Genomic DNA, 21,056 nt, shown 5'->3' with positions numbered 1-21,056 from the left:
CGGGATCTCTTCATCGCTTCAAACTCCTTCAATAAGGGAGCCAGATGCGACTTTACTCTAATTTAGAACTGCCCTAGTTTTTGGGGATGACGTCACTTAACATAGGCATTCACAAGGCAATCCCGGGGACTTCTGCCACTTGCTATCATACCCCCCTAGATAAATATGAAATACATTGCAAATTGCAATTTGCCCGTTATGAGTACCACCGATAGAGATAGAGCAGAAGCAGCCCACAATCAGGCCATAGGGCATTTGCGAGCCGTGGCGGATATATACGTTGTCACGTTTGGCGACAGCAAAGATACGTTGTCACGTTTGGCGACAGCAAAGAGGGCATGGAGCGTATGGCCCAAGACCTTTGCCGCATCGTGGCGCCGGAGAAATATTCTGGTGGATGGGCTGGGTTGGTGAAGTCCATCATGAAGGCCAGCTGTTAACAAGCAATGCATCCAGTAATCGCAAAAACATTCGGCGGCCTGTCGAAGCCCTATTACTTCCGTCAGTTCTTTTTCGGCCTGCTGCTATTTTTAGCTTTCACCATTTTTCCTAATCCAACATACTATCCGAATAAGCCGATAGATCCGAGGCCAGTCGATCCAGGCCCGTCTCCGGGAGATCCAGTTGTGGACAACCCGGACTCGTCCAGCTAGTTAGAAAATACTTCTCGTGGCATTGCCCTCGCCGCCTTGTCCAGTTCCGCAGCGCGCTTGAGGGCGGCAGGTTGCCATTGACGCTCATGCCCTCTCCCGTCCAAATCACCACATCTTCTCCCACCATAAGTAATTCCTAATAGCCAATAGAAAATAAGTATTGGTAAAAAACATCTGTCCACAAATATGATGCTTACGTGTTCTTGTATTTCCGAAGAGCGCCTATGGGGTTAGCGATGCAGATTGCTTCATGAAGAGCCGTCGAAGAAAGCTGCAAAGACGCGAGCACTTTGTAATCTGAAAACAGATAGGAGGAGTGGTATGAGAACTAACAAATATTTAATCGGTTTATTGATCCTGGTTGCGTTGGGACCTTTTTCAATACCTAAGAGCGTTTCTGCTAAAGAGTACTTCACTATTAAAAATAGCGTGCTGGAACGTCCGACAGGATTTCGCGGTGGATTTACGTGGGCACACCTCTCACACCGAATGACATGAATAACGGAAAGGCCAGCTTCCCGGAATTCCATAGCGTTTACATTGACCCGGAGAGTTGGCAACACTGGAAAAAAACAGGTAAATTTCGGGACGGTACTATTCTTATCAAGGAGATGGCCAGTGTCGGCAGCAAGACCGCAGTAAGCGGAAAGGGCTATTTCATGGGGACTTCATAGGTTTGGAAGCGACAAGAAAAAGCAAGCGCGAATTTCCCAATGAGCCCGGCAACTGGGCTTACTTCAGTTTCAGTACCGAGGACCACAAATCAGTAAAAAAGACCGCCGATGCGCAGCCATCGGCGAACTGCAATAGTTGCCACGAGGCATCCGCCCAGGATGACTTTGTATTCACTCAATATTATTCTGTTCTTCGTGCCGGAAAGGGGAACCCGGAGAATGCCGTCGGAGGCAAATAAAATGAAACGCTTGATAGGGAATGCAAACGGGACGTATTTGTATCGGAATGAACCCGTCACTGTTCTGTTGTCGGCAGTTTTTTTTACGATGGCGTTGCTGGTACATGCTGGAACAGCGGTGGCCGACAAAGGGAATTTTTCCTTATATGTCGACAAGTCAGGCAACATCCGGCTGCCCGATGATTTTCGGCTGTCCATGACCCATTTGGGTTCCTTGTTTGTACCGGAAGGCGAGGCCAGCGGTTTTCACGATGTCTACACGGAACCGGAAACGGCGAAGGCCTATCGTAAAACCGGGAAATTTCCGGACGGCGCCACCTTGGTCAAGGAATTGCGTTCGTCGACCGCAGGCGCATACACTACGGGCAAAAATGTCAGCCATGCGACAGGGGACGTCAAGCAATGGTTTGTAATGATCAAGGATACCAAAGCCCGCTTTGCCAACAATCCTGTCTGGGGCGATGGATGGGGTTGGGCACTCATAAAAACTGACAGCTCAAACCGAAGCGTAACCACTAACTACCGTACTGAATGTCTCCCCTGTCACATGCCAGCAAAAAACACCGACTGGATTTACGTTGAAGGCTACCCTACGCTAAGCAAACCTGATCGGTAATATTCCTCTGCTTATGGAAAATGCGGCCAGTATTGTCCGATCCTGGAGTTTTCCAAGTTACGGATGAAAAAATAAGAAACCAGGAATAGACCTTCAGCCAAATCCACAAACTAAAGCAGCGCGCTCATGCAACTCCATCAACTCAAGTATTTCGTCGCCGTGGTGAAAACCTGCAGCATAACCAAAGCCGCGGAGCAATGCTTTATTTCACAACCTTCAATCAGCCAGCAGTTAGCAAAACTGGAAGAGAGCATTGGAAGGAAATTGTTCAGCCGAGTGAAAGGCAAACTGATTCTTACCGATCCCGGCCATATATTTTACGAGTAGGCATGCAACATTTTAAAGAACGTCGAGGATGCAAAACGCCGGGTCAGCGATTTCGACAGCAGTAGCGGCGGTTCCGTCAATATAGGCATTTTGCCAACCCTCGCGCCTTTCATATTGCCAAGGACATTAATGGCGCTATCAAAAAACTTCCCTGAAGCCATGGTCACGGTACGCGAAGAAATCCCTAACTTGATTTGCATCCAGACCGCCGTATTGCTGTCGCTGGAGGCAGAGTAACTGCGCGGTTACATCGCAACTGAAGGAGGTATTGTTTAAATCAAATAGGGGTTGTGAGTTTTATCACAGACTCTTGCTTCAGGCGCTGTCATTCTGTACTGAAAGCGAGTGGGACTCATGCTTTGAAAGTGGCATAGAACTCCGAAAACCCATTTTATGGTCAGCCTAACGGGTCCGTTCCTATTTGCCGATCATGCAGCATCTTTTTGCAACAAAACCTCTGGGTATAGCCGACGGTACGCTGATAATTGCTGTAGGTATTATCGCGATGGTGATACTCGAATGTGAGAAATACCTTATGCGTAAGTTTGGGCTACTGGACTAGAGACACCTATCATCAGCGCATCCAATCCACCTTCACCTCGCAGCTTTGACCTGCCTTAAAGGCTGAGGGCTTTCCCCCAGCACTCATGATGCCCCATTTTCACGTCCTATCCACCGGTGCGTCCATCATTGGCAGGATAGTTCTTGGGCTCAAGGTGCGTTATGACATGTAAGTGAGGCACTGCCGCTTTCAAGTCAGCCTCGATACGCTCCGCGTAGTCATGCCCCTTCTGTACCGTCCAGTCGCCTGGCACCAGCACATGAAGACTCGCAAAGGCATACGCCCCGGCTTGACGTGTACGAAGTGCCTCAAAATCTATACCCTCTTGACGATAAGAGTTCATCAGTTCTTCGATAACGTTTAAGCTTTCCGTGGGCAGAGAGACATCCATCAGACCGTCTGCGGAGCGACGCAACAATTGCCAGCCTGTGTGCAAAATTTTCGCAGCAACCAATATCGCAATAACGGGATCGAGCCATAACCACCCCGTCACCCAGACCAATCCAACCCCGAGAATGACGCCCGCCGATGTCCACACATCCGTGAATAAGTGTTGGGCGTCCGCCTCAAGACTAATCGAATGATGGAGACGTCCCACGCTCGACAGTGTCCGGGCTGTTGCCAGGTTGAGGGCAGAGGCGGCTACTGACACGAGCAGGCCAATTCCGACATCTTCCAGTGCTTGCGGATTCAGCAGACGAACGACGGCCGCGTAACTGATGCTGATCGCGGCCAATACAATCAGCAAGCCTTCAAAGGCGCTGGAAAAATACTCAGCCTTGCCATGGCCATAGGGATGATTGTCGTCTGCGGGCATTGCCGCGAGCGTGAGCATGGCCAGCGCCATCAAGGCGCCGGCAAGATTGACACCAGACTCGAGGGCATCGGAAAGAAGGCCGACCGAGCCGGTCAGCCACCAAGCCAGGCTCTTTAGAAGAATCGTGGCCAGCGCGGTGAAGATAGATAACCACGCAAAACGTTGAAGGGAGTTAGGCAACATAGGGTGCTAAGCGAACTCTATTGCGTCTATGATCACCAAAGTCTTTTGATACCACAAGGCGAGCTCACTGGGCTTCAATAGAATGCAGTTTCTTACGCTTATCCCGAGATTGCTGGCATTAACAGTGCCGTTGCTGTTGTTGACCCCCCTGACGACTGCTGCAACCGATGAGGCCCAGTCCAGCGCTCAACAGAGTACTCTCGAGGTCTTCGTTAGAGATGGGTGTCCCCATTGTGCCGAGGCCAAGGAGTTTCTCTCTGATTTTCGCAGGAATCGACCATGGCTGCGAATTATCTATCGTTCAGTAGATCATGATCCAATGGCCCGCGACGATCTGATCCGGAATTTTCAAAATGCACAGATATGGCCACCGGGCGTACCGACCTTCGTCTTTAACGGCAAAGTGCTTGTGGGCTTCGACGACGCACGGCATACAGGACCGTTGCTTGAAGCCTTGGTCGAGCAAACTTCGTCTAGTCCGGGCAAGGTCAAGACTGAACTGTTTGGTACGCTTAGCGCATCTCAACTAGGCCTTCCGCTGTTCACGCTGGTAATAGGTCTACTGGACGGCTTCAATCCCTGCGCAATGTGGGTGTTGCTGTTTCTCCTTTCGCTGCTTGTTCATCTTCATGACCGCAAACGGATGGCTTTAATCGCAGGGACCTTCGTCCTGGTCAGCGGAGCGGTTTATTATGCCTTCATGGCCGCCTGGCTCAATGTCTTTCTGGCAATTGGCATTTCGACCACTTTGCGCTGGGTGCTGGGGGGTATGGCGCTGGCCATCGGAGGGGTTAATATCAAGGATTTTTTCACATGGGAGCATGGGTTCTCGTTTTCCATTCCCGCTTCTGCCAAACCGGGTTTATATGTGCGAATGCGAGCAGTGCTCGCCGCCGATAGGCTAATGCCATCGCTTACAGCAGTCGCCATCCTCGCTGTCATGGTGAATTTCATTGAACTATTATGCACTGTGGGGTTCCCGGCGATGTACACCGCCGTGCTTACGCAGCAAGACCTGAGCCCATCAGCGCATTATGCTTACCTGGGTCTTTACATCCTGGGCTACGTAGCCGATGACAGCCTGATGGTTGCAGCCGCGGTAATCGCATTGAGCAGCCGCAAGCTTACGGAGCGCGCAGGTCGCTGGCTAAAACTTCTAAGTGGCACCGTAATGCTGATACTTGGCATGGTTCTCATCTTGCGTCCGGAGTGGCTTGTGTAGGTGGATGCGCTTCCCAGATCATACGTTGGGGCGAGGGCAGGCGCCACGGCGACGGCCAGCATTAAAAACCAAAGGCTTTCAGGGCTTAGTCGCTCTGAATGCAAAGCGGCTAACTTTCAGGTTGACCACTTGTATTTCCACCACAATTTCAGCGCAGAGCCTCAAATCGCGAGAGCAGGTGTTCAGGGAGGAGAGGTCTGTTTCGCGTGCTATGCCACCGGCGTGCAAAATGGCCCCAAGTTCGGGGACAAGGCAGCTGGGGCCTCTTACCCCCTTACTTGAAGAGGGGCAGCAGCCCGTTGTTACCGCTCACGGACGGGTATGCCGCCGCCAGGGCGGCATACCCCTGCGAGACAGAGCGGAGGTCCGGCTTCACATAACAGCGGGCCCCCAAATGTGCCGGGGCTTCTGACTTAAAAGAAGTATGGAAAATGCAATAAGGTGATATCTGGCCTATATTATAAGTGTGCCTCCGCTTGCCTTACTCAACATGTTCAACCGCTTGGTCGTATTCTTCTTTGCCATTCTAATGATTGGACTTCCCGGTTGCTCAACGATAGCTGGGCAGGAAATAGGTACGGGCGAACCCATCGGGGAAACGAACGCGGCCAATACGGACGAAAACGTTGATAGCGCGATCACAGCAAGGGTGAAAGTGGCCATTTACAAAGAACCGTCGCTGAAGAACGAAGGGATTGGCGTCGAAACGCACCAAGGCACGGTCAGATTGACGGGCGCAGTAAGTTCTATACTCGTCATGGAAAAAGCCGTCGAAGTCGCGCGCGGGGTGGAGGGGGTAAAAGACGTGAAAGACGAGATGCAGTTCAGATGGCAGTACTAGTGCCATTCCGAGGAAATTATGGCATTAGAGGCAAACCCAACCTCCACCCGGTCACGAGGGGGAATAATCGTAGGCCCTGAGCTTCATAGTGTCTGATACAAGAATGATGACAAGAGGAAAACGATGACCGACCTTGATTACCGGCGACGTCAATTCCTGCAATATGCATTAGCCGGAACAGTTGCCGCAGCGGCCGCAGCATTACCGTCTTTCGCGCGCTCTGAAGACAGATACATTCTAAATACCGAGCCCGATCCCGCATTCAAACCGGACGTGGAAATAGAATTTGTTGCGCGAGTAGCCGAAGTGCCAATTTTGCGCGGCGCCCATACCAGCGTTTTCAAATACGACGGCAAGGTGCTACGGGGTCCTCATTCTGCATTAAAAACGATGCCAGGCTATCTTGGACCTATTATGCGTCTTGCGCACGGCCAGAAAGTCCGGATTTTTTATTACAACAAGCTCCCCGAACCATCGATTATGCACTGGCACGGCATGCACGTGCCCCAGAAAATGGACGGACATCCAATGTCCGTGATAGACCCAGGCGAAAGATATGTATACGAATTTGAGGTGAAGAATCCTGCGGGGACAAATTGGTATCATGCCCATCCCCACGATATGACAGGCCCGCAGGTCTATCGAGGTCAAGCCGGATTAATTACGGTAACGGACGAAGCGGAACAGAAGCTGGGCTTGCCCGACGGCGAATACGATATACCGCTCATCATTCAGGATCGCCGCTTCACTGCCGGCAATCAACTGCAATATATATTTGGCATGCATGAAAGGATGACGGGTTTCCTCGGGGATACGATTCTGGTCAACGGCCAGGCTGACCACGTCATTCCCGTGAAAACCAGAGCGTATCGCGTGCGCGTATTCAATGGATCAAATTCGAGGATTTATAAACTCGGCTGGGAAGACGGCACGCCATTAACCGCTATCGGCACTGATGGAGGGTTGCTCGAGGCACCCGAGACCCGCCCTTACATCATGCTTGCGCCCGCGGAGCGCGTGGAATTATGGGTCGATTTCAGTGGCCGGAAGCCAGGAACCGATCTGATGCTACGCAGCCTCGAGTATGAGCTGCCACAAATGGGCGGAATGGGGATGGGAGGCAGGATGGGCATGGGAGGTATGGGAGGCGGGATGGGTAGGGGCATGAGGATGAGGGGACCGGCCCTCGGTGAATCGATTTCGGTAGCGAAGTTCCATATCAGCAAGAAGGTCAGCGAATCGCCCAAGCTCCCGAAGAGTCTTGTCAAAATGCGCAAGTTGACTGACCGTGATGTATCGAATCCGGATCGCCCCGTTCCGATTGCTGCCACCATGGGGCATATGTCGGCCCAATTAAATGATAGATCTTTTGAAATGTTTGAAACAATGGATATCGAAAGGATTCCAGTCAACACTATCCAGAAAATCCGCATAACCAACGAACCTGGCGGAATGGGGGGAGGCATGGGTGGAATGGGGGGAATGAAAGGAAGCGGGATGGGTGGAGGCATGGGTGGAATGAGGGGAGGCAGGATGGGCGGCATGGGAATGATGGCCATGCCACATCCTATCCATCTACATGGTCAGCAGTTTCGCGTCGTGTCTCGAACCATGACCGATGGGGACACCGGCAGCTATGCGACAGTTCGGGAGGGGTTCATTAACAGCGGATGGAAAGATACGGTGTTAGTTATGCCCGGCGAGGAGATCGATATCATCAAACCATTTGAAGATTACACCGGACTGTTCCTCTACCATTGTCACAATCTCGAGCATGAAGACCTGGGTATGATGCGAAATTTCCACGTGAGTTGAGTATGCGAGCTTTCTCTTGATTGTTAGTTGTTCCTTCTTTCCGTAGAGAAGCACGCAAGATCGATTAGCAGAAAGGCGGACAGAAATTTAGCTAGGCATGAGGAAAGCATCTCGTGCTCCTCACATGAATTTTTTGTAACCTTGTAGGAGAGGTTGAATTTAAAGTTGGCCTTATAAGGATGTAGCGCACTAGCGCAGAAGTGGATAAACCGATCAAGCCGATCAGTCTTTTCAGCTTGCCAGAGCCAGGATTCCCTTGGCAACCATACTCGCTGCCACAATCGCCGCCAAAACGGCAAAAGCCTGCTGCAGTCTCGGCCCCGAAAAACGTTGCGCGAATGCCCCCGTGAGCAGCATGCCGGCGACCGCCCCGATCACAAACGGCACAGCGATTGGCCAGTTGAGTCCGCCGACTGCGGCGCTGGATGCGACGCCCGCGACCGAAACGAGCGCGATCACGGCAAGCGAAGTAGGAACAATATGCTGCATAGAAAGATTGCTCGCTTTTCGGAGTGCGGGAACAATAACAAATCCACCCCCCACCCCCAGCAATCCAGATAAAAAGCCAGTAACGACGCCAGACAGCGCCAGAGCCCTTGCGCAAGGGTTGGTCCAGATCAGCCGACCACCAAGCTCATCAAGCTGGCAGGGGGCCGAGGCATGCTCTTCCATCGTCTCCGCCGAACTTCTCATACTCTCTCGAAACATTTGAAACGCGACATAAAACAGCACTACGGCGAACAGCAGAAGCAAGGGAGCATCCGGTATTTTCCGCGCAATAAATATTCCTATTGGCGATGCTAACGCGCCTGCCAACGCAATAAGAACCGCAGCGCGATATCTCAGTTTACGTTTTTTCCAGGCAATCATTGCCCCAATAGCGGCTGAAGCGCCTACTGCAAACAGGGCGATCGGAGCGGCTTCGACCACGGTGAGATGCAAACCAAAAATGAGCAGAGGCACCGCGATGATGGCTCCGCCTGCTCCGGTGAGCCCAAGTATCAGGCCCGCCAGCGCACCCAGGAGCGCGCTGGCTATCTCGATCGTTAGCATAATCCTGTCATGCTGATGCGCTCGGCCTTGCAAACCACTCGCGGCCTTTCAAGAAGCCATGCCAGTAAAACCAGGGCAGGAATCTGGCCTTTAAAAGCCACGCGAGAAAGCGCGGAACGGTAGGGTCGAGGTGGAAGGTCGGAAGCAACTTACCGCCGAACCCGAACTCGGCAAGAATGACCTTGCCTTTTTCCACTGTCAATGGGCAGGAGCCATAGCCATCGTAACAGAGGGCAAGTCCCCTTCCCTCTTTTGCGGCTAGCAGATTTTCGGCAACCACAACTATCTGCTTTCGCACAGCGGCGGCTGTTTTGGCATTGGGGGAGGAACACACATCCCCCAGAGAAAAGACGTTGGGATAGCGCGGATGTTGAAGTGTTTTCTGGTTGACTTCGCACCATCCTGCGGAATCCGCCAGTAGGCTGTGTCGCAGGAAGTCTGGTGCGACTTGCGGTGGAGCGACATGGAGCATGTCAAATGGCTTTTCTACGCGTTCTACTTTTCCCTCGCCGTTCTTAATATCGAAATAAGCAATCTTGTGCTCGCCGTCCACCTTTACGAGGGTGGAGTTGAGTACAAGATCGGCTTTATAGCGCTTCACATACTCCATCAGTGGTGGCACGAATGCAGCAACGCCGAACAGCACTGCCGCAGCGCTGTTGAATTCGACATCAATGTTAGCCAGGCTCTTGTGGCGTAGCCAATGATCACAGGAGAGATACATTGCTTTCTGTGGGGCTCCGGCACATTTGATCGGCATCGGCGGCTGCGTGAAAAGAGCGGTTCCGCTTTTAAGGCTGCGCACCAGAGACCACGTATAGGGAGCTAAATCATAGCGGTAATTGGATGTCACGCCGTTTTTTCCAAGGGTCTCTTCGAGGCCCTCGATCTTCTCCCACGCCAACCGAAGCCCAGGACACACGATCAGCTGCGTATAGCTGATAGACCTGCCATCGGCCAAGCGGACAATATTTGATTCCGGGTCAAGTTCAGCAGCTGCGCCCTGGATCCACTGTGCACCCCTCGGCATGACTCGGGACATTGGTTGAACAGTTTTGGTAACGTCAAACGCGCCTCCGCCCACCAGGGTCCATGCCGCCTGATAGTAATGCTTGTCATTCGGCTCCACAACGGCAATTCTTAGTGACGGTCGTCTGCGAAGAAGGCTTGCAGTGACGCCAATACCTGCGGCGCCACCGCCAATCACGACCACATCAAAAATACCGTTCCAGTCGCAGGCCGAGGTGATCGGTTCCCTTATTGCTTGCTGTAATCCTTTGCTCATCGTTTCTCCTCCTAGGGTTATTTCTACCGAATTCCCCTAGCATCAACGGTCGGGGCCACAGTAGATGCTGTATAAGGTCTGCATGATCTGAACCACTTCGTGGCTGGCGAGACTGTAGAAAATGTACTTGCCTTTCCGCTCGGTCCTTACCAGGCCTTCCTCGCGGAGCACCGTTAATTGCTGCGAGAGCGTTGGTTGCCGGATGCCCAGCAGCGCCTCCAGTTCGCCGACATTTTTTTCGCCTTGGATCAGCTGGCAGAGAATGATCAGTCTGTCCTCGTTTGCCAATACTTTCAGCATTTGGCAAGCTTCTGAGGCTGATGCCCGTATCGCCTCAATGTCAGGAAAATCTGATTCCAGTTTCAATGTTGACCTCTCATATTTGGCTTGTGATGCACACCCAAACTCGCAATTCGTGCGGGGAGCTGTTCTTCCACATAAGGAGTCGGAACCTCAAGGCTCTTTCTAACTTTCTTTACGGGAATCCTGCTGCGTGGAAGCTCCACCGGAATTCCCGGTCTTGCCGGTTCGATGGAAATCGCCTAAACGATTTTTCTGCAGCACTTCAAAAATCCCCATTCCCAACAGCATCGATCCTACAAAGACAACTGCTTTTGCATGGCTGATCCCTAATAACACCAAGGCTGGTCCCGGACATATTCCCGCCATGCCCCAGCCGATACCGAACGCAAGGCTACCCAGAAGAAGGCGCTTATCAATAACTTGTGAAGTGGGCAGGTTAATCGTAAGCCCCAGATAGCTACGGTTGCGCCTGCGAGCCAGAGCAAAGGCCAGGGAAGCGATCGCTACTGCTCCGCCCATCACGAGCGAGAGAGAGGGGTCCCATGGTCCCGCGATATCGAGAAAGGCCAGCACCTTGGCGGGATTTGCCATTCCCGCCAAAATCAGTCCCAAGCCGAAAATCAGACCTGATAGCAATGCCGTAATAATGGTGATTTTTGCCCCCCACCTGCTCTATGTTTAAAAAACGTGCCGAAGAAGATAAACAACAGTAAAGCCTGTTCCCATAAAAACCAGCGTAGCGACAATGGAGCGTGGCGACAGGCGCGACAATCCGCAGACACCGTGCCCGCTGGTGCAACCTGAGCCGTAACGCGTGCCCAATCCCACAATTAAACCGGCTGCGGCCATCAGGCCATGGCTGCCTTCAATATCAATGGGGGGAAGGGCCATAAATAGCTGCCAAGCTAGAGGCGCTGCGACAAGACCTGATACGAAAGCGATACGCCAGCCCAGATCCCCCTTTTGCCCCCTAAATAATCCCCCAACAATCCCGGAGATTCCGGCGATACGTCCATTTAAAAGTAATAAAAATGCAACTGCCAGCCCAATAGCTGCTCCCCCGGCCAGGGATGACAACGGGGTGAACTGCTCCCAATTAATTACCATTCATTGCTCCTCTGACATATGGGATTGCTTTTATTCCTTCAGCTACATAATATTATTCTATATTTCATTGACAGATAATATATCTATAGATATAGTATTGTCAAGTGGATGTGAATAGCATGTCTGTGACCGAACATGCAGAGGAGAAGCAGTAATGAAGCCGAACATCGAAGCATTTTTCGATCCCGTAACCGGGACAGTTAGCTACGTCGTTTACGACCAGCCTGGCGGACGGTGCGCGATTATTGACCCAGTCCTTGATTACGATCCCAAAGCGAGCAGAACGAGTACTGGAGGTGCAGATAAACTGATCGCGTTTATCATGGATAAGCGGCTCACGACGGAATGGATTCTGGAAACACATGCACACGCCGATCACATCAGTTCCGCCGCCTATCTCAGGAGGAAATTGGGCGGTAAAACAGCGATCGGAAAAGAAATTCCGGAGGTGCAGCAAACCTTCAAGAAAATATTCAATCTGGGGCCCGAGTTCGTACCGGATGGCAAGAATTTCGACCATTTATTGGCTGACGGCGAGGTTTTGACAATCGGCAAACTGACCGCAAAAGTCATTTTCACCCCCGGCCATACCCCTGCCGATCTGTCGTATCAATGTGAAGATGCCGTCTTTGTTGGCGACACGCTTTTCATGCCAGACTTGGGGACGGCACGCGCCGATTTTCCCGGAGGCGACGCGCGCCGGCTATTCCGGTCGATTCGAAAATTGCTTGATCTCCCGCCCGAAACACGCTTGTTCATGTGCCACGACTATCTGCCTCCCAGTCGAGGGCCTCGCTGGGAAACAACGGTCGCAGAACAACGCGTAAGTAACATACACGTACATGACGGCGTTTCTGAAGATGAGTTTGTCGCCCTGAGAACTGCGCGCGACCGCACGCTGGCGATGCCGACGCTCCTGCTCCCATCCGTGCAGGTTAATATACGGGCAGGACAGATGCCACCCCTGGAAGAGAACGGCGTCTCTTATCTGAAGATACCTCTAAATCTGATCTGATCGACCTCCGTGACTTAGGGGTAAGGTCCATCAGGCGGCAGCCTCCCTGCTAGCGCTCGTTCTAACCGCCTGGGGATACTTGATCTATCAGCATTGGCAAATGAACTCATTGCCAATATCCGAAATGTGGATGCCGCCCTCGGGCACAGCAGCGTGGAAAACCAGTGACTTGGGCTTGGTCTATCTTATGTGGGCGGCCATGATGGCCGCAATGATGCTGCCGTCTGCCCTACCGATGATCCTTGTATTCTTGCAAGTCTCCCGGAGACGCTACTCCCTGCCCGAAAAAATCGATTTTATTTTTATCTCGGCTTACCTGCTGGTATGGCTGTTGTTCAGTATTGCTATGACGCTATTACAGTGGCAGTTGCATGGCCTGCATGTTTTATCTCCAATGATACCAAAAGCCAATACCTGGGCGGCGCGATTTTCCTGGTCGCAGGGACCTATCAATTGACGCCCTTAAAAAATAGTTTCTTGCAATATTGCCGGTCACCGGCGGGTTTTTTATTGAATGAATAGCGGGAGGGAGCAAAAGGCGCTTTCCCGATGGGATTGAAGCACCGCAGCACTTGCGTCGGGTGTTGTTGGGCACAGATGCTCATCATGTTTGCAGTCGGCGTCATGAACTTGTTTGTAATGGCATTGATCACCTTGCTGGTCATCACCGAAAAAGTAGCGCCTATCAGGAGCCGCCTGATCTGCAAGAGTGTCGGAATACTATTCCTGGGATGGGGACTGTGGTTGTTACAGATGCAATAGATCTTCAGCCTTTCGGGTGGTACTTTTGCCGGGATAAACAAGTTGACGAGGCGAGCAACCGATCAAGCCCCCGGGTTTACCTGCTTCGCAAAGGCCCGCGGCTTTGTCACATTAACGATGATCTTGTATTCCCGATTGGAGTCGGCTGGAAGGGAGCCAGCTTACCGCGATCGGGTTGTGTTTGCGCTTGGCCGCCGATGTGTCGACTCCGGCACCCATTAAGAGCTTTAACTGCTTCCTCGGCTGCTTGAGGACCTTCCTTATCCTTGGGCATTCTACTGGGCCCCTTCAGCACAAGAAGCCGTCCCTACCGCGTTTTTTCAGGCGGATTTGAAATGTTCATGCTCTATAATCAGCACATCGCAGGTTGACTCCTCGATCACCTGTCGTGTGACGCCACCTACCAGCATATCTTCCCAAGGGGATTGCCCATGCTTTCCGATGATGATCAGATCAGATTCAAGTACCCCCGCTTGCTTCAGGATTACATCTGATGCCTCGCCCAGCTCGACTAGCTGTGACCAGGAACTTCCCTTGAGGTGCGCCTCAGCGGTCAGTTGTTGCATTTTGCTTGTCCTTTCCGCACGTACTTGGGCGCGATATGCTTCGATTTTTTCGTGGCTTAGGCCATAGAGACGCATTTTACCTACGAGTGGCGCCTCAAATGCGTGTAAAACTGTTACGGTCGCGTGTGGACCGATACTCACAGCCATTTCGATTGCCCGCCTGGAGGAGTCCGAAAAATCCACCGGCACTAGTATTCGTTGGTATGGACCGCGAGGCACCTCCTTGACAAGCAATAGTGGCGTCACAGACTGACGCAGTACTTTATCAACGGTAGAGCCAACAATTTTTCGTGCAAAACCTCCGTGCACCCCCATTACGATCAGTTCCGCATTCAGTAACTTGGCGTAACGGACAATATCGGTATGGGGGCGACCTACATTTAATGACGTCGTAATCACCTTTGCCTGGTATTTCGCCGAAAGCTTACGTTCGATCTCGGCCAATTGCTTACGCGACGATTCAATTAAATGGTATTCGGTATCGAGGGGTGGCTGATCCAGATGGCGTAATGCCTCCAAGGGAAGATTATCAACAACATGCAGCAGGTGCAGTGATTCGCTCTCCAGCTCATGCACCAGTCTGGCGGCGCGTTCTTCCGCGCGGGCTGCAAACGGGGACATATCGGTAGCAGCGACAATCCGCTTTATCGAGTACATTAAGGATCTCTTAGTATCGTTGGCAAAATTAGGTTAAATTACATGAAATTGCCGATCATAATTCGGCCCCTTTATCGTCGTGGCAATCATAAAGAAATAGCCCCGAAGTGGATCTTTGCGTGACCTGATTATGCAACCTCCTCGCATGGCAAACGAGTCTGTCGACCTGAAATGAATTGTGGCCTCGAATTGTCATTTTTGAGCACTTGCCAATGCCCTGATACTTATCTTGACCTCGAGTTGGATCTGGAGTTGGAGCTGGGGCTGGGGTCGAGTCACGATCCGTCAAAAAACCCTCATAAGTCAAATATGGTAACCGAAGAAGTTCGCCTAAGTATAACAAGCGTAATTAATCGTGAGTCTGGGATTTTTATTGTTGACCCATGAGTGGTGACGTCATCAAGGACTTCACCGCCCAACCCGGGGATGTTTGATCATCATGCTGATCAGTTCCATTCCTCGGTGTCTTTTACCGAGCGCTCCCGGGTAGACAACGGGTCCACCTTACTTGCATTGATAGGGTAGCTATCCGCAGGCCCAATGAAAGGCTGAACAAGCATTCGATCGAGTCGTTCCCAAGCCGGTTCACGGAACATATTGATGCCTATGACCATCCCTTCATGCCCATCTACAGGCTGATCTTTATAAGTGCCCAAAAGACGATCCCACCATGGCAGGTTGAATCCAAAGTTGGAGTTCGTCTCGTTAGAGTACCAGGAATGATGCACCCGGTGCATGTCGGGCGTCACCACGATCCACCGCAAAGCTCGGTCGATGGGTGGGGGGATGCGCACATTGCCATGGTTGAACAATGAAGTTGCATTGAGTGATATTTCAAAAATCAGTACCGCAAGTGCTGGCGCTCCGAGGGCGGTTACGACCATCAACTTTATGCCCATGGACAGTACCATCTCGATCGGATGGAAACGCACCCCGGTCGTCACATCAAAATCAAGGTCAGCATGATGCATCCGATGCAGACGCCAGAGTGAGGGTACGGCGTGGAACAATACATGCTGAAGGTAAATGGCGAAGTCGAGGAACACGACCGCAATCAAGACCGCAGCCCATTCTGGAACGGTGGTAGCATTCAGCAGGCCCCAGCCGCGCTCTTCACACATTAAAGCAACGCCGATTGCAGCTGCTGGAAATACACTTCGGAGCACCAGTGTATTAAGCGCCGCAACGCCGAGATTGCTCGGCCAACGCTTGAGGCGCGGAAGGCTTCGTTTACGCCGCGGCACCAGCGCCTCGTAAATACCGACAGCAGCGAGGACTCCGACAAAAATCCCTGGCCGAACAAGCGGCTCAGCTTCTAAAATAGTTTCGGTCACCTTCGTCTCGCATTGTGAGGAGGCGTTTGCCGGTAAATTGTCGCCTTTGCGTGCCTATATACCACCCCCTGTTCTCGCCCTGATATTGCGCTCCCCTGCCCGCCCGCGATGAGCGACATTGTTCTTGAGCCAATCCTGAGTTGCCTGAGTTGTGGATTTGCTAGACAAGAGAGCATGCCCGCGGATGCCTGCCAGTTCTTCTATGAGTGCGCCAACTGTAGTAAAGCTCTGCTGCGTCCCAACCCAGGGCACTGCTGCGTTTTCTGTTCCTTCGGCTCCGTGAAACGTCCGCCTGTGCAGCAGCATGGACGTTGTAGGTAAAGTTTAAATTATGAAAAAGGACAAAAGGGCCGTGCCCAGCAAGCTGTATGACCTCCCTATACCAATTGTCGGATGAGCAATAGACCGAGGAACAGACCTCCAACAGAAGCGATAAGCGAGGTTAAAATATAGACTGAAGCCGTCACATATGCTCCACGCTCGATTAGCAGGGCGGCATCCAGCGAGAACGCCGAAAAGGTCGTGAAACCGCCTAGAATTCCAGTGGTCAGGAACAGTCGCCACATTTGTCCCGGATCGGACTTGAGGGCGAACCACTCAATTGCAAGACCCATGATGAAAGAGCCGATGATGTTAACCGCGACAGTACCGCAGGGAAAGCCAGAGCCGAGCAACTTTAAGGCGGCAAGATTTACGGCGTGACGCAGCGCTCCGCCAATACCCGCGCCAAAAAATACAGCCAGAAAAGCATTCATAGCTACTCCGCTTGTTGTTAGATAGGCTTTAGTACGGAGGATTTACTATGCCGCCGCATCCGATTCCAGTTACTGGCTTTTTCTTAGCAATATCTATTATCCAGAAATCGCAATATGTGTTTGCTCCAAAAAGCCGCACACCCAGTCGGAGCAACGTACTCAAGCTCAGGTGGAATACGCGGCGGTGTGACGCAACCACCTAAAATACAACTGTTACCAGCAAGAGTCTTAATCTTCTAGTTTACGATCAACGTTGGCAGGTTAGCCAGTTTTGGACGCTACTTCCGATACCTGCATCTGAATCCAATAGCAGGAACCTCGTCGCTATTTATGGTGCATATGATTATGATCATGGCCCGGAACAGCGTGACGCGCATGATCGCTCAGCTGGGCATCGAACCACTGATGAATGGCATTGATCAATTCGGGTGAGTTGGTGGAATAACTTATTTGCGCCCCGTCGGGAAGTTCAGCGTACTCGACCTTGATTTGCTCAGGCTTGGCGGATTTCAATTCAGCCAGTCCTGGCATATCCTCGCCGTGGATTCGCGCCGGCTTTGAAAAATCCCCTCGCTTAAAATCACCCAAAATTTCGGACAGATGGGCTCGTATTAACCCGATCTGCTCGGTATCTGATTTATCTTTAACCACAACCCGCTGTACCCCACCCTTCGGCGTCGTGGAAAAAACGTGCGTAGTTTTCTCCAGATCAAACGGCATTACATGCATGCCGCGCCGGGCGACTTCATCAAGGCGCTTCTCATCCGCCTTTTGTGCTTGAGCTCCTGTTATCGTGAATAACGCAATTAATAACGGTATGGTGAAAAACCTCATTGTGGTCTCCTTTTTGTACGATCTAAACATCCTGACGGGCAAACGGAGGAGACTCGACGAAGCGCGCTCCAAGTTTTTTCCGTCTAGTGTTAGTGCCGTTTACGTCTTTGCAATGCATCAGCTCCGTGAAATTGCCTGAATCGAGGTATTCCGTTGTCACAGTTAGTGGAGATTATTTCCGATACGCTGGAAAAACGGGATTCGCCGACATTGGCAGGGTTTTGGAACGTTCGAAGTACGGGATCGTTTCGCACGAACTGGTCGCAATGCCAAGACCGGAGAAGAATTGAAGATTGCCGCCTCCAGGGCACCAGCATTCAAACCAAGTGCGGCATTGAAGGTTGCGGTCAACGGGAATGGGAAGTAAGACAAACAGTAAAAGCACCATCAATTTTAAGCGCTCTCGCTCATATGCACCAGTAAGTGCTTGCCGCTATTGTCCGGGTCGGCCCGGTTCACGTCCGGTCCACCTTCCACCAGACAATTCTTCTGTGGCTAGGAACCTTGCCTGCGCAATAGTCGCCGCTTCCTCACCCGGTATGTCGGGTCCAGGCAGCGCCAGGAGACCTGTGAGGCCAAGACAACGGGGGCGGCCATAGATGTTCCCATGCCTCTTTTCCGAAAACCGCTAAAGAGATCCGCAAATGTTCGATAAAGAGAATTGTGGCCGCTACCGACGTTCTCCATTTGCGGGCTGCAACCGCTTCATGAGAGCCTTAGACGTTCGTTGTTATAACGGTTTGCTCACTTTCATGAGTCCGTGATTATCCTCCGCCGATTTAATGGAGAAGCCGAGGCGGTGCATAAGCCCGAGCATGCGATCATTGTTGCTCAGTACCAAGCCCTCAATCTCCTTCAGTCCTTGCGCGCGCGCGGCCTCCATCAGAGACGTCATCAGTTTTCGTCCCAGTCCTTTTCCCCTAACGTTGTCCGCCACCGCCAGCGCAAAATTGCAGGAGTTGCCATCGGGGTTGATGACGTAGCGGGCAACGCCTAATGCCGTTTCGCGGTCTTGGTCCCGGTCCTTATCCGGGGTCAGCGCAACCAGCGCCATCTCGCAGCCATAGTCGATCTGCGTAAGCGATGCCAGTAGCGTTTGCGGAAGTTCATGTATGGCCTCCATAAAACGGAAGTACCTGGACTCATCGGACAAGCCGCGGATAAATCGCTGGTCCAGTTCGGCATCTTCCGGTCGGATGGGACGAATGGTGATGTCCATCCCGTCGGCGAACTGCCAGTGGCTGACCAGATGGGTGGGATAGGGGGCGATGGCCATGTGCGCGTACCGATCAGGACTCGGCTGCCGGAATTCCACGATTATCCGTGCGTCGGCCGCCAATGCGCCGGTCTCATCCAGAATGAGAGGGTTGACATCCATCTCCTTGAGCCAGGGGAGCTCGCAAACCATCTCCGACACGCGCAGGAACACGTCCTCAAGTGCTTCCAGGTTAGCCGGGGGCATTTGGCGAAACGGGCCGAGCAACTTGGTAATATTCGCTTCTTGTATCAGTTCTCTTGTCAGGAATTTATTCAGCGGCGGCAAGGCGATCGCCGGCGTACTCTTGACCTCGACCTCCGTGCCGCCGGAACCAAACGTGATCACGGGGCCGAATACGGGGTCGCTGGTTACGCCGACCATCAATTCGCGGCCATTGGGCTTGAGGATCATTGGCTCGATGGAAACGCCGTCCATATGCCCCTCAGGGCGCTTTTCCCGCACAGCATCCAGAATGTCCTGGTAGGCCGCGCGCACTTCATGTGCGTTTTTCAGGTTGAGGAGTACCCCGCCCACATCGGTCTTGTGGGTAATGTCGTGCGAATTCACTTTCATTGCCACGGGAAACTTCAACTGCTCGGCGATGAGCAGCGCCTCGCCGGGCGAGCGGGCGATCATTGTCTGCGCAACGGGGACGTGGAAAGCGGCAAGAACAGCTTTGGATTCCATTGCCGTCAGTACATTGCGATGTTCCTGCAATGCCCCTTCGATTATCATCCTGGCACCTTCCACATCAGGCTCGAGATGATGCGAAATCCGCCCCGGCATTTGCCGCAGCAATTGCTGGTTGCGATAATACGCCGAGAGATGGGAAAAAACCTCGATGGCCGGTTCGGGTGTTCGAAAGTGGGGTATGCGTGCTTTAGCAAATGCTTCGCGCGCCTCAGCGACCTGTGCTTCACCCATCCAGCAGGCCAGCAGAGGCTTGCAGTTCCCGGCGGCAAGCGTTATCAACGCTTGCGCGGACTCGAGTGGCTGGGACATAGCCTGCGGAGTGAAGATGGCCAGCACTCCGTCAACGTTTTCATCTTCGAGGCAAGCTTTCACGGCGTGACGATAACGGTCCGCACCCGCATCCCCAATAATGTCGATCGGGTTGCCACGCGACCAATGGGCAGGCAGGTATTGGTCGAGATATTGGAGCGTATTATCGGCTAAGGCAGCGAGGCTAAGACCGACGTCGGCCGCGCGATCGGCTGCCATGACACCCGGTCCGCCGCCGTTGGTAACGATGGCAAGACGGCTTCCAAAACGGCAGAAGTTGAGCGAGAGTGCCTTGGCGGCAGTAAAGAGCTGGGTGATGGTCTGCACGCGCACGGCGCCGACCCGATTGACGGCCGCGTTGAATATGTTGTCCGCACCCACCAGCGCGGCGGTATGCGACAGCGCAGCCTTCGCCCCCGCAGCGTGCCGTCCCACCTTGACAAGAATCACGGGCTTGAGGCGGGCCGCGGCGCGCAGGGCGCTCATAAATCTTCGCGCATCATGAATACCCTCGATATACATCAAGATGCTTTGCGTGCCCGGGTCCGCAACAAGATAATCGAGGATCTCGCCAAAATCGACGTCAATTGACGACCCCATCGATACGATGCTCGAAAAACCCACATCGTTGTTTTGCGCCCAGTCCAGAATAGCTGTACAGAGCGCGCCGGACTGGGAAACGAAGGCGATGTTTCCATTGCCTGCGCCACCCTTATAGAACGTGGCATTGAGCCCTATGGAAGGGCGCATGATGCCAAGGCAGTTGGGACCAAGAAGGCGGATTCCGTATGCGCGGGCGGTGGCAAGCAACTGCTCCTCCAACCGGGCACCGGCCTCGTGGAACCCTGCCGTGATGATGACGGCGGCCTTCACGCCCGCCGCGCCGCAATTCTCGATAATGGGCGGCACTGTCTGGGCCGGTGTTGCGATAACCGCCAGTTCAACAGGCTCATGAACCTCGTTGATCGAAGAATAGGCGCGTTTACCCTGTACTTCCGCATATTTCGGATTGATAGGATAAAGCGAGCCCTGAAAACCGCTTTTCAGCATGTTTTCAAACACCACTTGGCCAACTGAGGCCGGGCTATTGCTGGCACCGAATACGGCAACGGATTTCGGCGTGAAAAGAGGGCTTAGATAGTGTTGGCTCATAATACAAATGGCCAGCTACGGGCC

At 52.6% G+C, this 21,056-nt stretch carries 22 protein-coding genes and 2 pseudogenes; 11 read left to right on the top strand and 13 right to left on the bottom strand.

Features of this window, described 5'->3' with window-relative positions:
• Positions 1 to 198: 198 nt before the first annotated feature.
• On the top strand, positions 199 to 414 hold the full coding sequence (locus tag BM022_RS15280; protein WP_143079591.1) for a hypothetical protein: 216 nt from the start codon (positions 199 to 201) through the stop codon (positions 412 to 414).
• Positions 415 to 549: 135 nt separating this feature from the next.
• Here BM022_RS15280 and BM022_RS15615 read toward each other — a convergent pair whose 3' ends face one another.
• Positions 550 to 780: a hypothetical protein gene (locus BM022_RS15615; protein WP_177191737.1), complete on the bottom strand. Its 231-nt coding sequence runs from the start codon at positions 778 to 780 to the stop codon at positions 550 to 552.
• A 367-nt stretch (positions 781 to 1,147) separates the two neighbouring features.
• Here BM022_RS15615 and BM022_RS16500 point away from each other — a divergent pair.
• The 3 genes and pseudogenes from BM022_RS16500 (at position 1,148) to BM022_RS13680 (ending at position 2,509) form a co-directional block, all read left to right on the top strand.
• Positions 1,148 to 1,566 (top strand): annotated as a pseudogene (locus tag BM022_RS16500) (cytochrome P460 family protein).
• A gap of 1 nt (position 1,567) precedes the next feature.
• Complete coding sequence (locus BM022_RS13685) at positions 1,568 to 2,182, top strand: cytochrome P460 family protein (protein ID WP_256209187.1); 615 nt, start codon at positions 1,568 to 1,570, stop codon at positions 2,180 to 2,182.
• A gap of 126 nt (positions 2,183 to 2,308) precedes the next feature.
• The gene (locus BM022_RS13680; protein ID WP_091140185.1) at positions 2,309 to 2,509 is read left to right on the top strand and encodes a LysR family transcriptional regulator; all 201 of its coding nucleotides are present in this window, start codon (positions 2,309 to 2,311) and stop codon (positions 2,507 to 2,509) included.
• On the opposite strand, the gene BM022_RS13675 is transcribed toward BM022_RS13680, so the two are convergent.
• Entirely contained in the window at positions 2,500 to 2,709 is a 210-nt protein-coding gene (locus BM022_RS13675) for a hypothetical protein (RefSeq protein ID WP_091140184.1), read from the bottom strand. The genes BM022_RS13680 and BM022_RS13675 overlap by 10 nt on opposite strands.
• Positions 2,710 to 3,177: 468 nt before the next feature.
• Positions 3,178 to 4,071, bottom strand: a complete 894-nt coding sequence (locus BM022_RS13670; protein WP_091140182.1) for a cation diffusion facilitator family transporter — start codon at positions 4,069 to 4,071, stop codon at positions 3,178 to 3,180.
• Between the two features lie 82 nt (positions 4,072 to 4,153).
• Between BM022_RS13670 and BM022_RS13665 the strand changes: the two genes are divergently transcribed.
• From BM022_RS13665 to BM022_RS13650, 3 genes are all read left to right on the top strand, one after another.
• Positions 4,154 to 5,293, top strand: a complete 1,140-nt coding sequence (locus tag BM022_RS13665) for a glutaredoxin family protein (protein ID WP_091140181.1) — start codon at positions 4,154 to 4,156, stop codon at positions 5,291 to 5,293.
• A 490-nt stretch (positions 5,294 to 5,783) separates the two neighbouring features.
• On the top strand, positions 5,784 to 6,134 hold the full coding sequence (locus tag BM022_RS13655; RefSeq protein WP_091140190.1) for a BON domain-containing protein: 351 nt from the start codon (positions 5,784 to 5,786) through the stop codon (positions 6,132 to 6,134).
• Between the two features lie 123 nt (positions 6,135 to 6,257).
• A complete protein-coding gene (locus BM022_RS13650) occupies positions 6,258 to 7,949 on the top strand; it encodes a multicopper oxidase family protein (protein ID WP_091140178.1) in 1,692 nt (563 codons plus the stop codon).
• A gap of 231 nt (positions 7,950 to 8,180) precedes the next feature.
• Here the strand turns inward: BM022_RS13650 and BM022_RS13645 are convergent, their stop codons facing one another.
• The 5 genes from BM022_RS13645 to BM022_RS13625 all read right to left on the bottom strand — a co-directional run bounded on the left by BM022_RS13645 (position 8,181) and on the right by BM022_RS13625 (position 11,697).
• A complete protein-coding gene (locus BM022_RS13645; RefSeq protein WP_091140176.1) occupies positions 8,181 to 9,002 on the bottom strand; it encodes a sulfite exporter TauE/SafE family protein in 822 nt (273 codons plus the stop codon).
• Positions 9,003 to 9,009: 7 nt separating this feature from the next.
• A complete protein-coding gene (locus BM022_RS13640) occupies positions 9,010 to 10,287 on the bottom strand; it encodes an NAD(P)/FAD-dependent oxidoreductase (RefSeq protein ID WP_091140174.1) in 1,278 nt (425 codons plus the stop codon).
• Positions 10,288 to 10,329: 42 nt separating this feature from the next.
• Positions 10,330 to 10,587, bottom strand: coding sequence for an ArsR/SmtB family transcription factor (locus BM022_RS13635; protein WP_091140173.1), 258 nt, complete (start codon positions 10,585 to 10,587; stop codon positions 10,330 to 10,332).
• Between the two features lie 165 nt (positions 10,588 to 10,752).
• Positions 10,753 to 11,235, bottom strand: a complete 483-nt coding sequence (locus BM022_RS13630; protein WP_371264339.1) for a DUF6691 family protein — start codon at positions 11,233 to 11,235, stop codon at positions 10,753 to 10,755.
• A gap of 33 nt (positions 11,236 to 11,268) precedes the next feature.
• Positions 11,269 to 11,697, bottom strand: a complete 429-nt coding sequence (locus BM022_RS13625; protein WP_091140170.1) for a YeeE/YedE family protein — start codon at positions 11,695 to 11,697, stop codon at positions 11,269 to 11,271.
• Positions 11,698 to 11,851: 154 nt separating this feature from the next.
• Here BM022_RS13625 and BM022_RS13620 point away from each other — a divergent pair, with 154 nt between their 5' ends.
• Together BM022_RS13620 and BM022_RS16495 are read left to right on the top strand one after the other, a co-directional pair.
• Complete coding sequence (locus tag BM022_RS13620; RefSeq protein WP_091140168.1) at positions 11,852 to 12,712, top strand: MBL fold metallo-hydrolase; 861 nt, start codon at positions 11,852 to 11,854, stop codon at positions 12,710 to 12,712.
• A 100-nt stretch (positions 12,713 to 12,812) separates the two neighbouring features.
• A pseudogene (locus BM022_RS16495) lies at positions 12,813 to 13,474 on the top strand (DUF2182 domain-containing protein).
• Positions 13,475 to 13,794: 320 nt separating this feature from the next.
• Here BM022_RS16495 and BM022_RS13610 read toward each other — a convergent pair.
• Both BM022_RS13610 and BM022_RS13605 read right to left on the bottom strand, forming a co-directional pair.
• Positions 13,795 to 14,697, bottom strand: a complete 903-nt coding sequence (locus tag BM022_RS13610; RefSeq protein ID WP_091140167.1) for a universal stress protein — start codon at positions 14,695 to 14,697, stop codon at positions 13,795 to 13,797.
• A gap of 446 nt (positions 14,698 to 15,143) precedes the next feature.
• The gene (locus BM022_RS13605) at positions 15,144 to 16,031 is read right to left on the bottom strand and encodes a sterol desaturase family protein (RefSeq protein WP_091140165.1); all 888 of its coding nucleotides are present in this window, start codon (positions 16,029 to 16,031) and stop codon (positions 15,144 to 15,146) included.
• Between the two features lie 108 nt (positions 16,032 to 16,139).
• Here BM022_RS13605 and BM022_RS16285 point away from each other — a divergent pair, with 108 nt between their 5' ends.
• On the top strand, positions 16,140 to 16,352 hold the full coding sequence (locus BM022_RS16285; protein ID WP_091140163.1) for a GDCCVxC domain-containing (seleno)protein: 213 nt from the start codon (positions 16,140 to 16,142) through the stop codon (positions 16,350 to 16,352).
• A gap of 56 nt (positions 16,353 to 16,408) precedes the next feature.
• Here BM022_RS16285 and crcB read toward each other — a convergent pair whose 3' ends face one another.
• Both crcB and BM022_RS13590 read right to left on the bottom strand, forming a co-directional pair.
• Complete coding sequence (gene crcB, locus BM022_RS13595; protein ID WP_091140161.1) at positions 16,409 to 16,786, bottom strand: fluoride efflux transporter CrcB; 378 nt, start codon at positions 16,784 to 16,786, stop codon at positions 16,409 to 16,411.
• Between the two features lie 324 nt (positions 16,787 to 17,110).
• On the bottom strand, positions 17,111 to 17,692 hold the full coding sequence (locus BM022_RS13590) for an aspartate carbamoyltransferase (RefSeq protein ID WP_256209185.1): 582 nt from the start codon (positions 17,690 to 17,692) through the stop codon (positions 17,111 to 17,113).
• Between the two features lie 109 nt (positions 17,693 to 17,801).
• Here BM022_RS13590 and BM022_RS13585 point away from each other — a divergent pair, with 109 nt between their 5' ends.
• Positions 17,802 to 17,987: an HU family DNA-binding protein gene (locus tag BM022_RS13585; RefSeq protein WP_091140157.1), complete on the top strand. Its 186-nt coding sequence runs from the start codon at positions 17,802 to 17,804 to the stop codon at positions 17,985 to 17,987.
• 363 nt (positions 17,988 to 18,350) lie between these two features.
• Here the strand turns inward: BM022_RS13585 and BM022_RS13580 are convergent, their stop codons facing one another.
• Entirely contained in the window at positions 18,351 to 21,032 is a 2,682-nt protein-coding gene (locus tag BM022_RS13580; protein ID WP_091140155.1) for a bifunctional acetate--CoA ligase family protein/GNAT family N-acetyltransferase, read from the bottom strand.
• Positions 21,033 to 21,056: the final 24 nt, after the last annotated feature.

The sequence above is a fragment of the Nitrosospira sp. Nsp14 genome (assembly GCF_900113575.1).
Classification (GTDB): domain Bacteria; phylum Pseudomonadota; class Gammaproteobacteria; order Burkholderiales; family Nitrosomonadaceae; genus Nitrosospira.
Note: the sequence above shows the minus strand (reverse complement) of the source record. Positions and strands in the feature narration are given on the sequence as shown.

Coding starts and splice junctions, on each gene's coding strand:
- BM022_RS15280 (WP_143079591.1), top strand. CDS start 199: ATGAGTACCACCGATAGAGATAGAGCAGAAGCAGCCCACAATCAGGCC.
- BM022_RS15615 (WP_177191737.1), bottom strand. CDS start 780: ATGGTGGGAGAAGATGTGGTGATTTGGACGGGAGAGGGCATGAGCGTC.
- BM022_RS13685 (WP_256209187.1), top strand. CDS start 1,568: ATGAAACGCTTGATAGGGAATGCAAACGGGACGTATTTGTATCGGAAT.
- BM022_RS13680 (WP_091140185.1), top strand. CDS start 2,309: ATGCAACTCCATCAACTCAAGTATTTCGTCGCCGTGGTGAAAACCTGC.
- BM022_RS13675 (WP_091140184.1), bottom strand. CDS start 2,709: ATGCAAATCAAGTTAGGGATTTCTTCGCGTACCGTGACCATGGCTTCA.
- BM022_RS13670 (WP_091140182.1), bottom strand. CDS start 4,071: ATGTTGCCTAACTCCCTTCAACGTTTTGCGTGGTTATCTATCTTCACC.
- BM022_RS13665 (WP_091140181.1), top strand. CDS start 4,154: ATGCAGTTTCTTACGCTTATCCCGAGATTGCTGGCATTAACAGTGCCG.
- BM022_RS13655 (WP_091140190.1), top strand. CDS start 5,784: ATGTTCAACCGCTTGGTCGTATTCTTCTTTGCCATTCTAATGATTGGA.
- BM022_RS13650 (WP_091140178.1), top strand. CDS start 6,258: ATGACCGACCTTGATTACCGGCGACGTCAATTCCTGCAATATGCATTA.
- BM022_RS13645 (WP_091140176.1), bottom strand. CDS start 9,002: ATGCTAACGATCGAGATAGCCAGCGCGCTCCTGGGTGCGCTGGCGGGC.
- BM022_RS13640 (WP_091140174.1), bottom strand. CDS start 10,287: ATGAGCAAAGGATTACAGCAAGCAATAAGGGAACCGATCACCTCGGCC.
- BM022_RS13635 (WP_091140173.1), bottom strand. CDS start 10,587: ATGCTGAAAGTATTGGCAAACGAGGACAGACTGATCATTCTCTGCCAG.
- BM022_RS13625 (WP_091140170.1), bottom strand. CDS start 11,697: ATGGTAATTAATTGGGAGCAGTTCACCCCGTTGTCATCCCTGGCCGGG.
- BM022_RS13620 (WP_091140168.1), top strand. CDS start 11,852: ATGAAGCCGAACATCGAAGCATTTTTCGATCCCGTAACCGGGACAGTT.
- BM022_RS13610 (WP_091140167.1), bottom strand. CDS start 14,697: ATGTACTCGATAAAGCGGATTGTCGCTGCTACCGATATGTCCCCGTTT.
- BM022_RS16285 (WP_091140163.1), top strand. CDS start 16,140: ATGAGCGACATTGTTCTTGAGCCAATCCTGAGTTGCCTGAGTTGTGGA.
- crcB (WP_091140161.1), bottom strand. CDS start 16,786: ATGAATGCTTTTCTGGCTGTATTTTTTGGCGCGGGTATTGGCGGAGCG.
- BM022_RS13580 (WP_091140155.1), bottom strand. CDS start 21,032: ATGAGCCAACACTATCTAAGCCCTCTTTTCACGCCGAAATCCGTTGCC.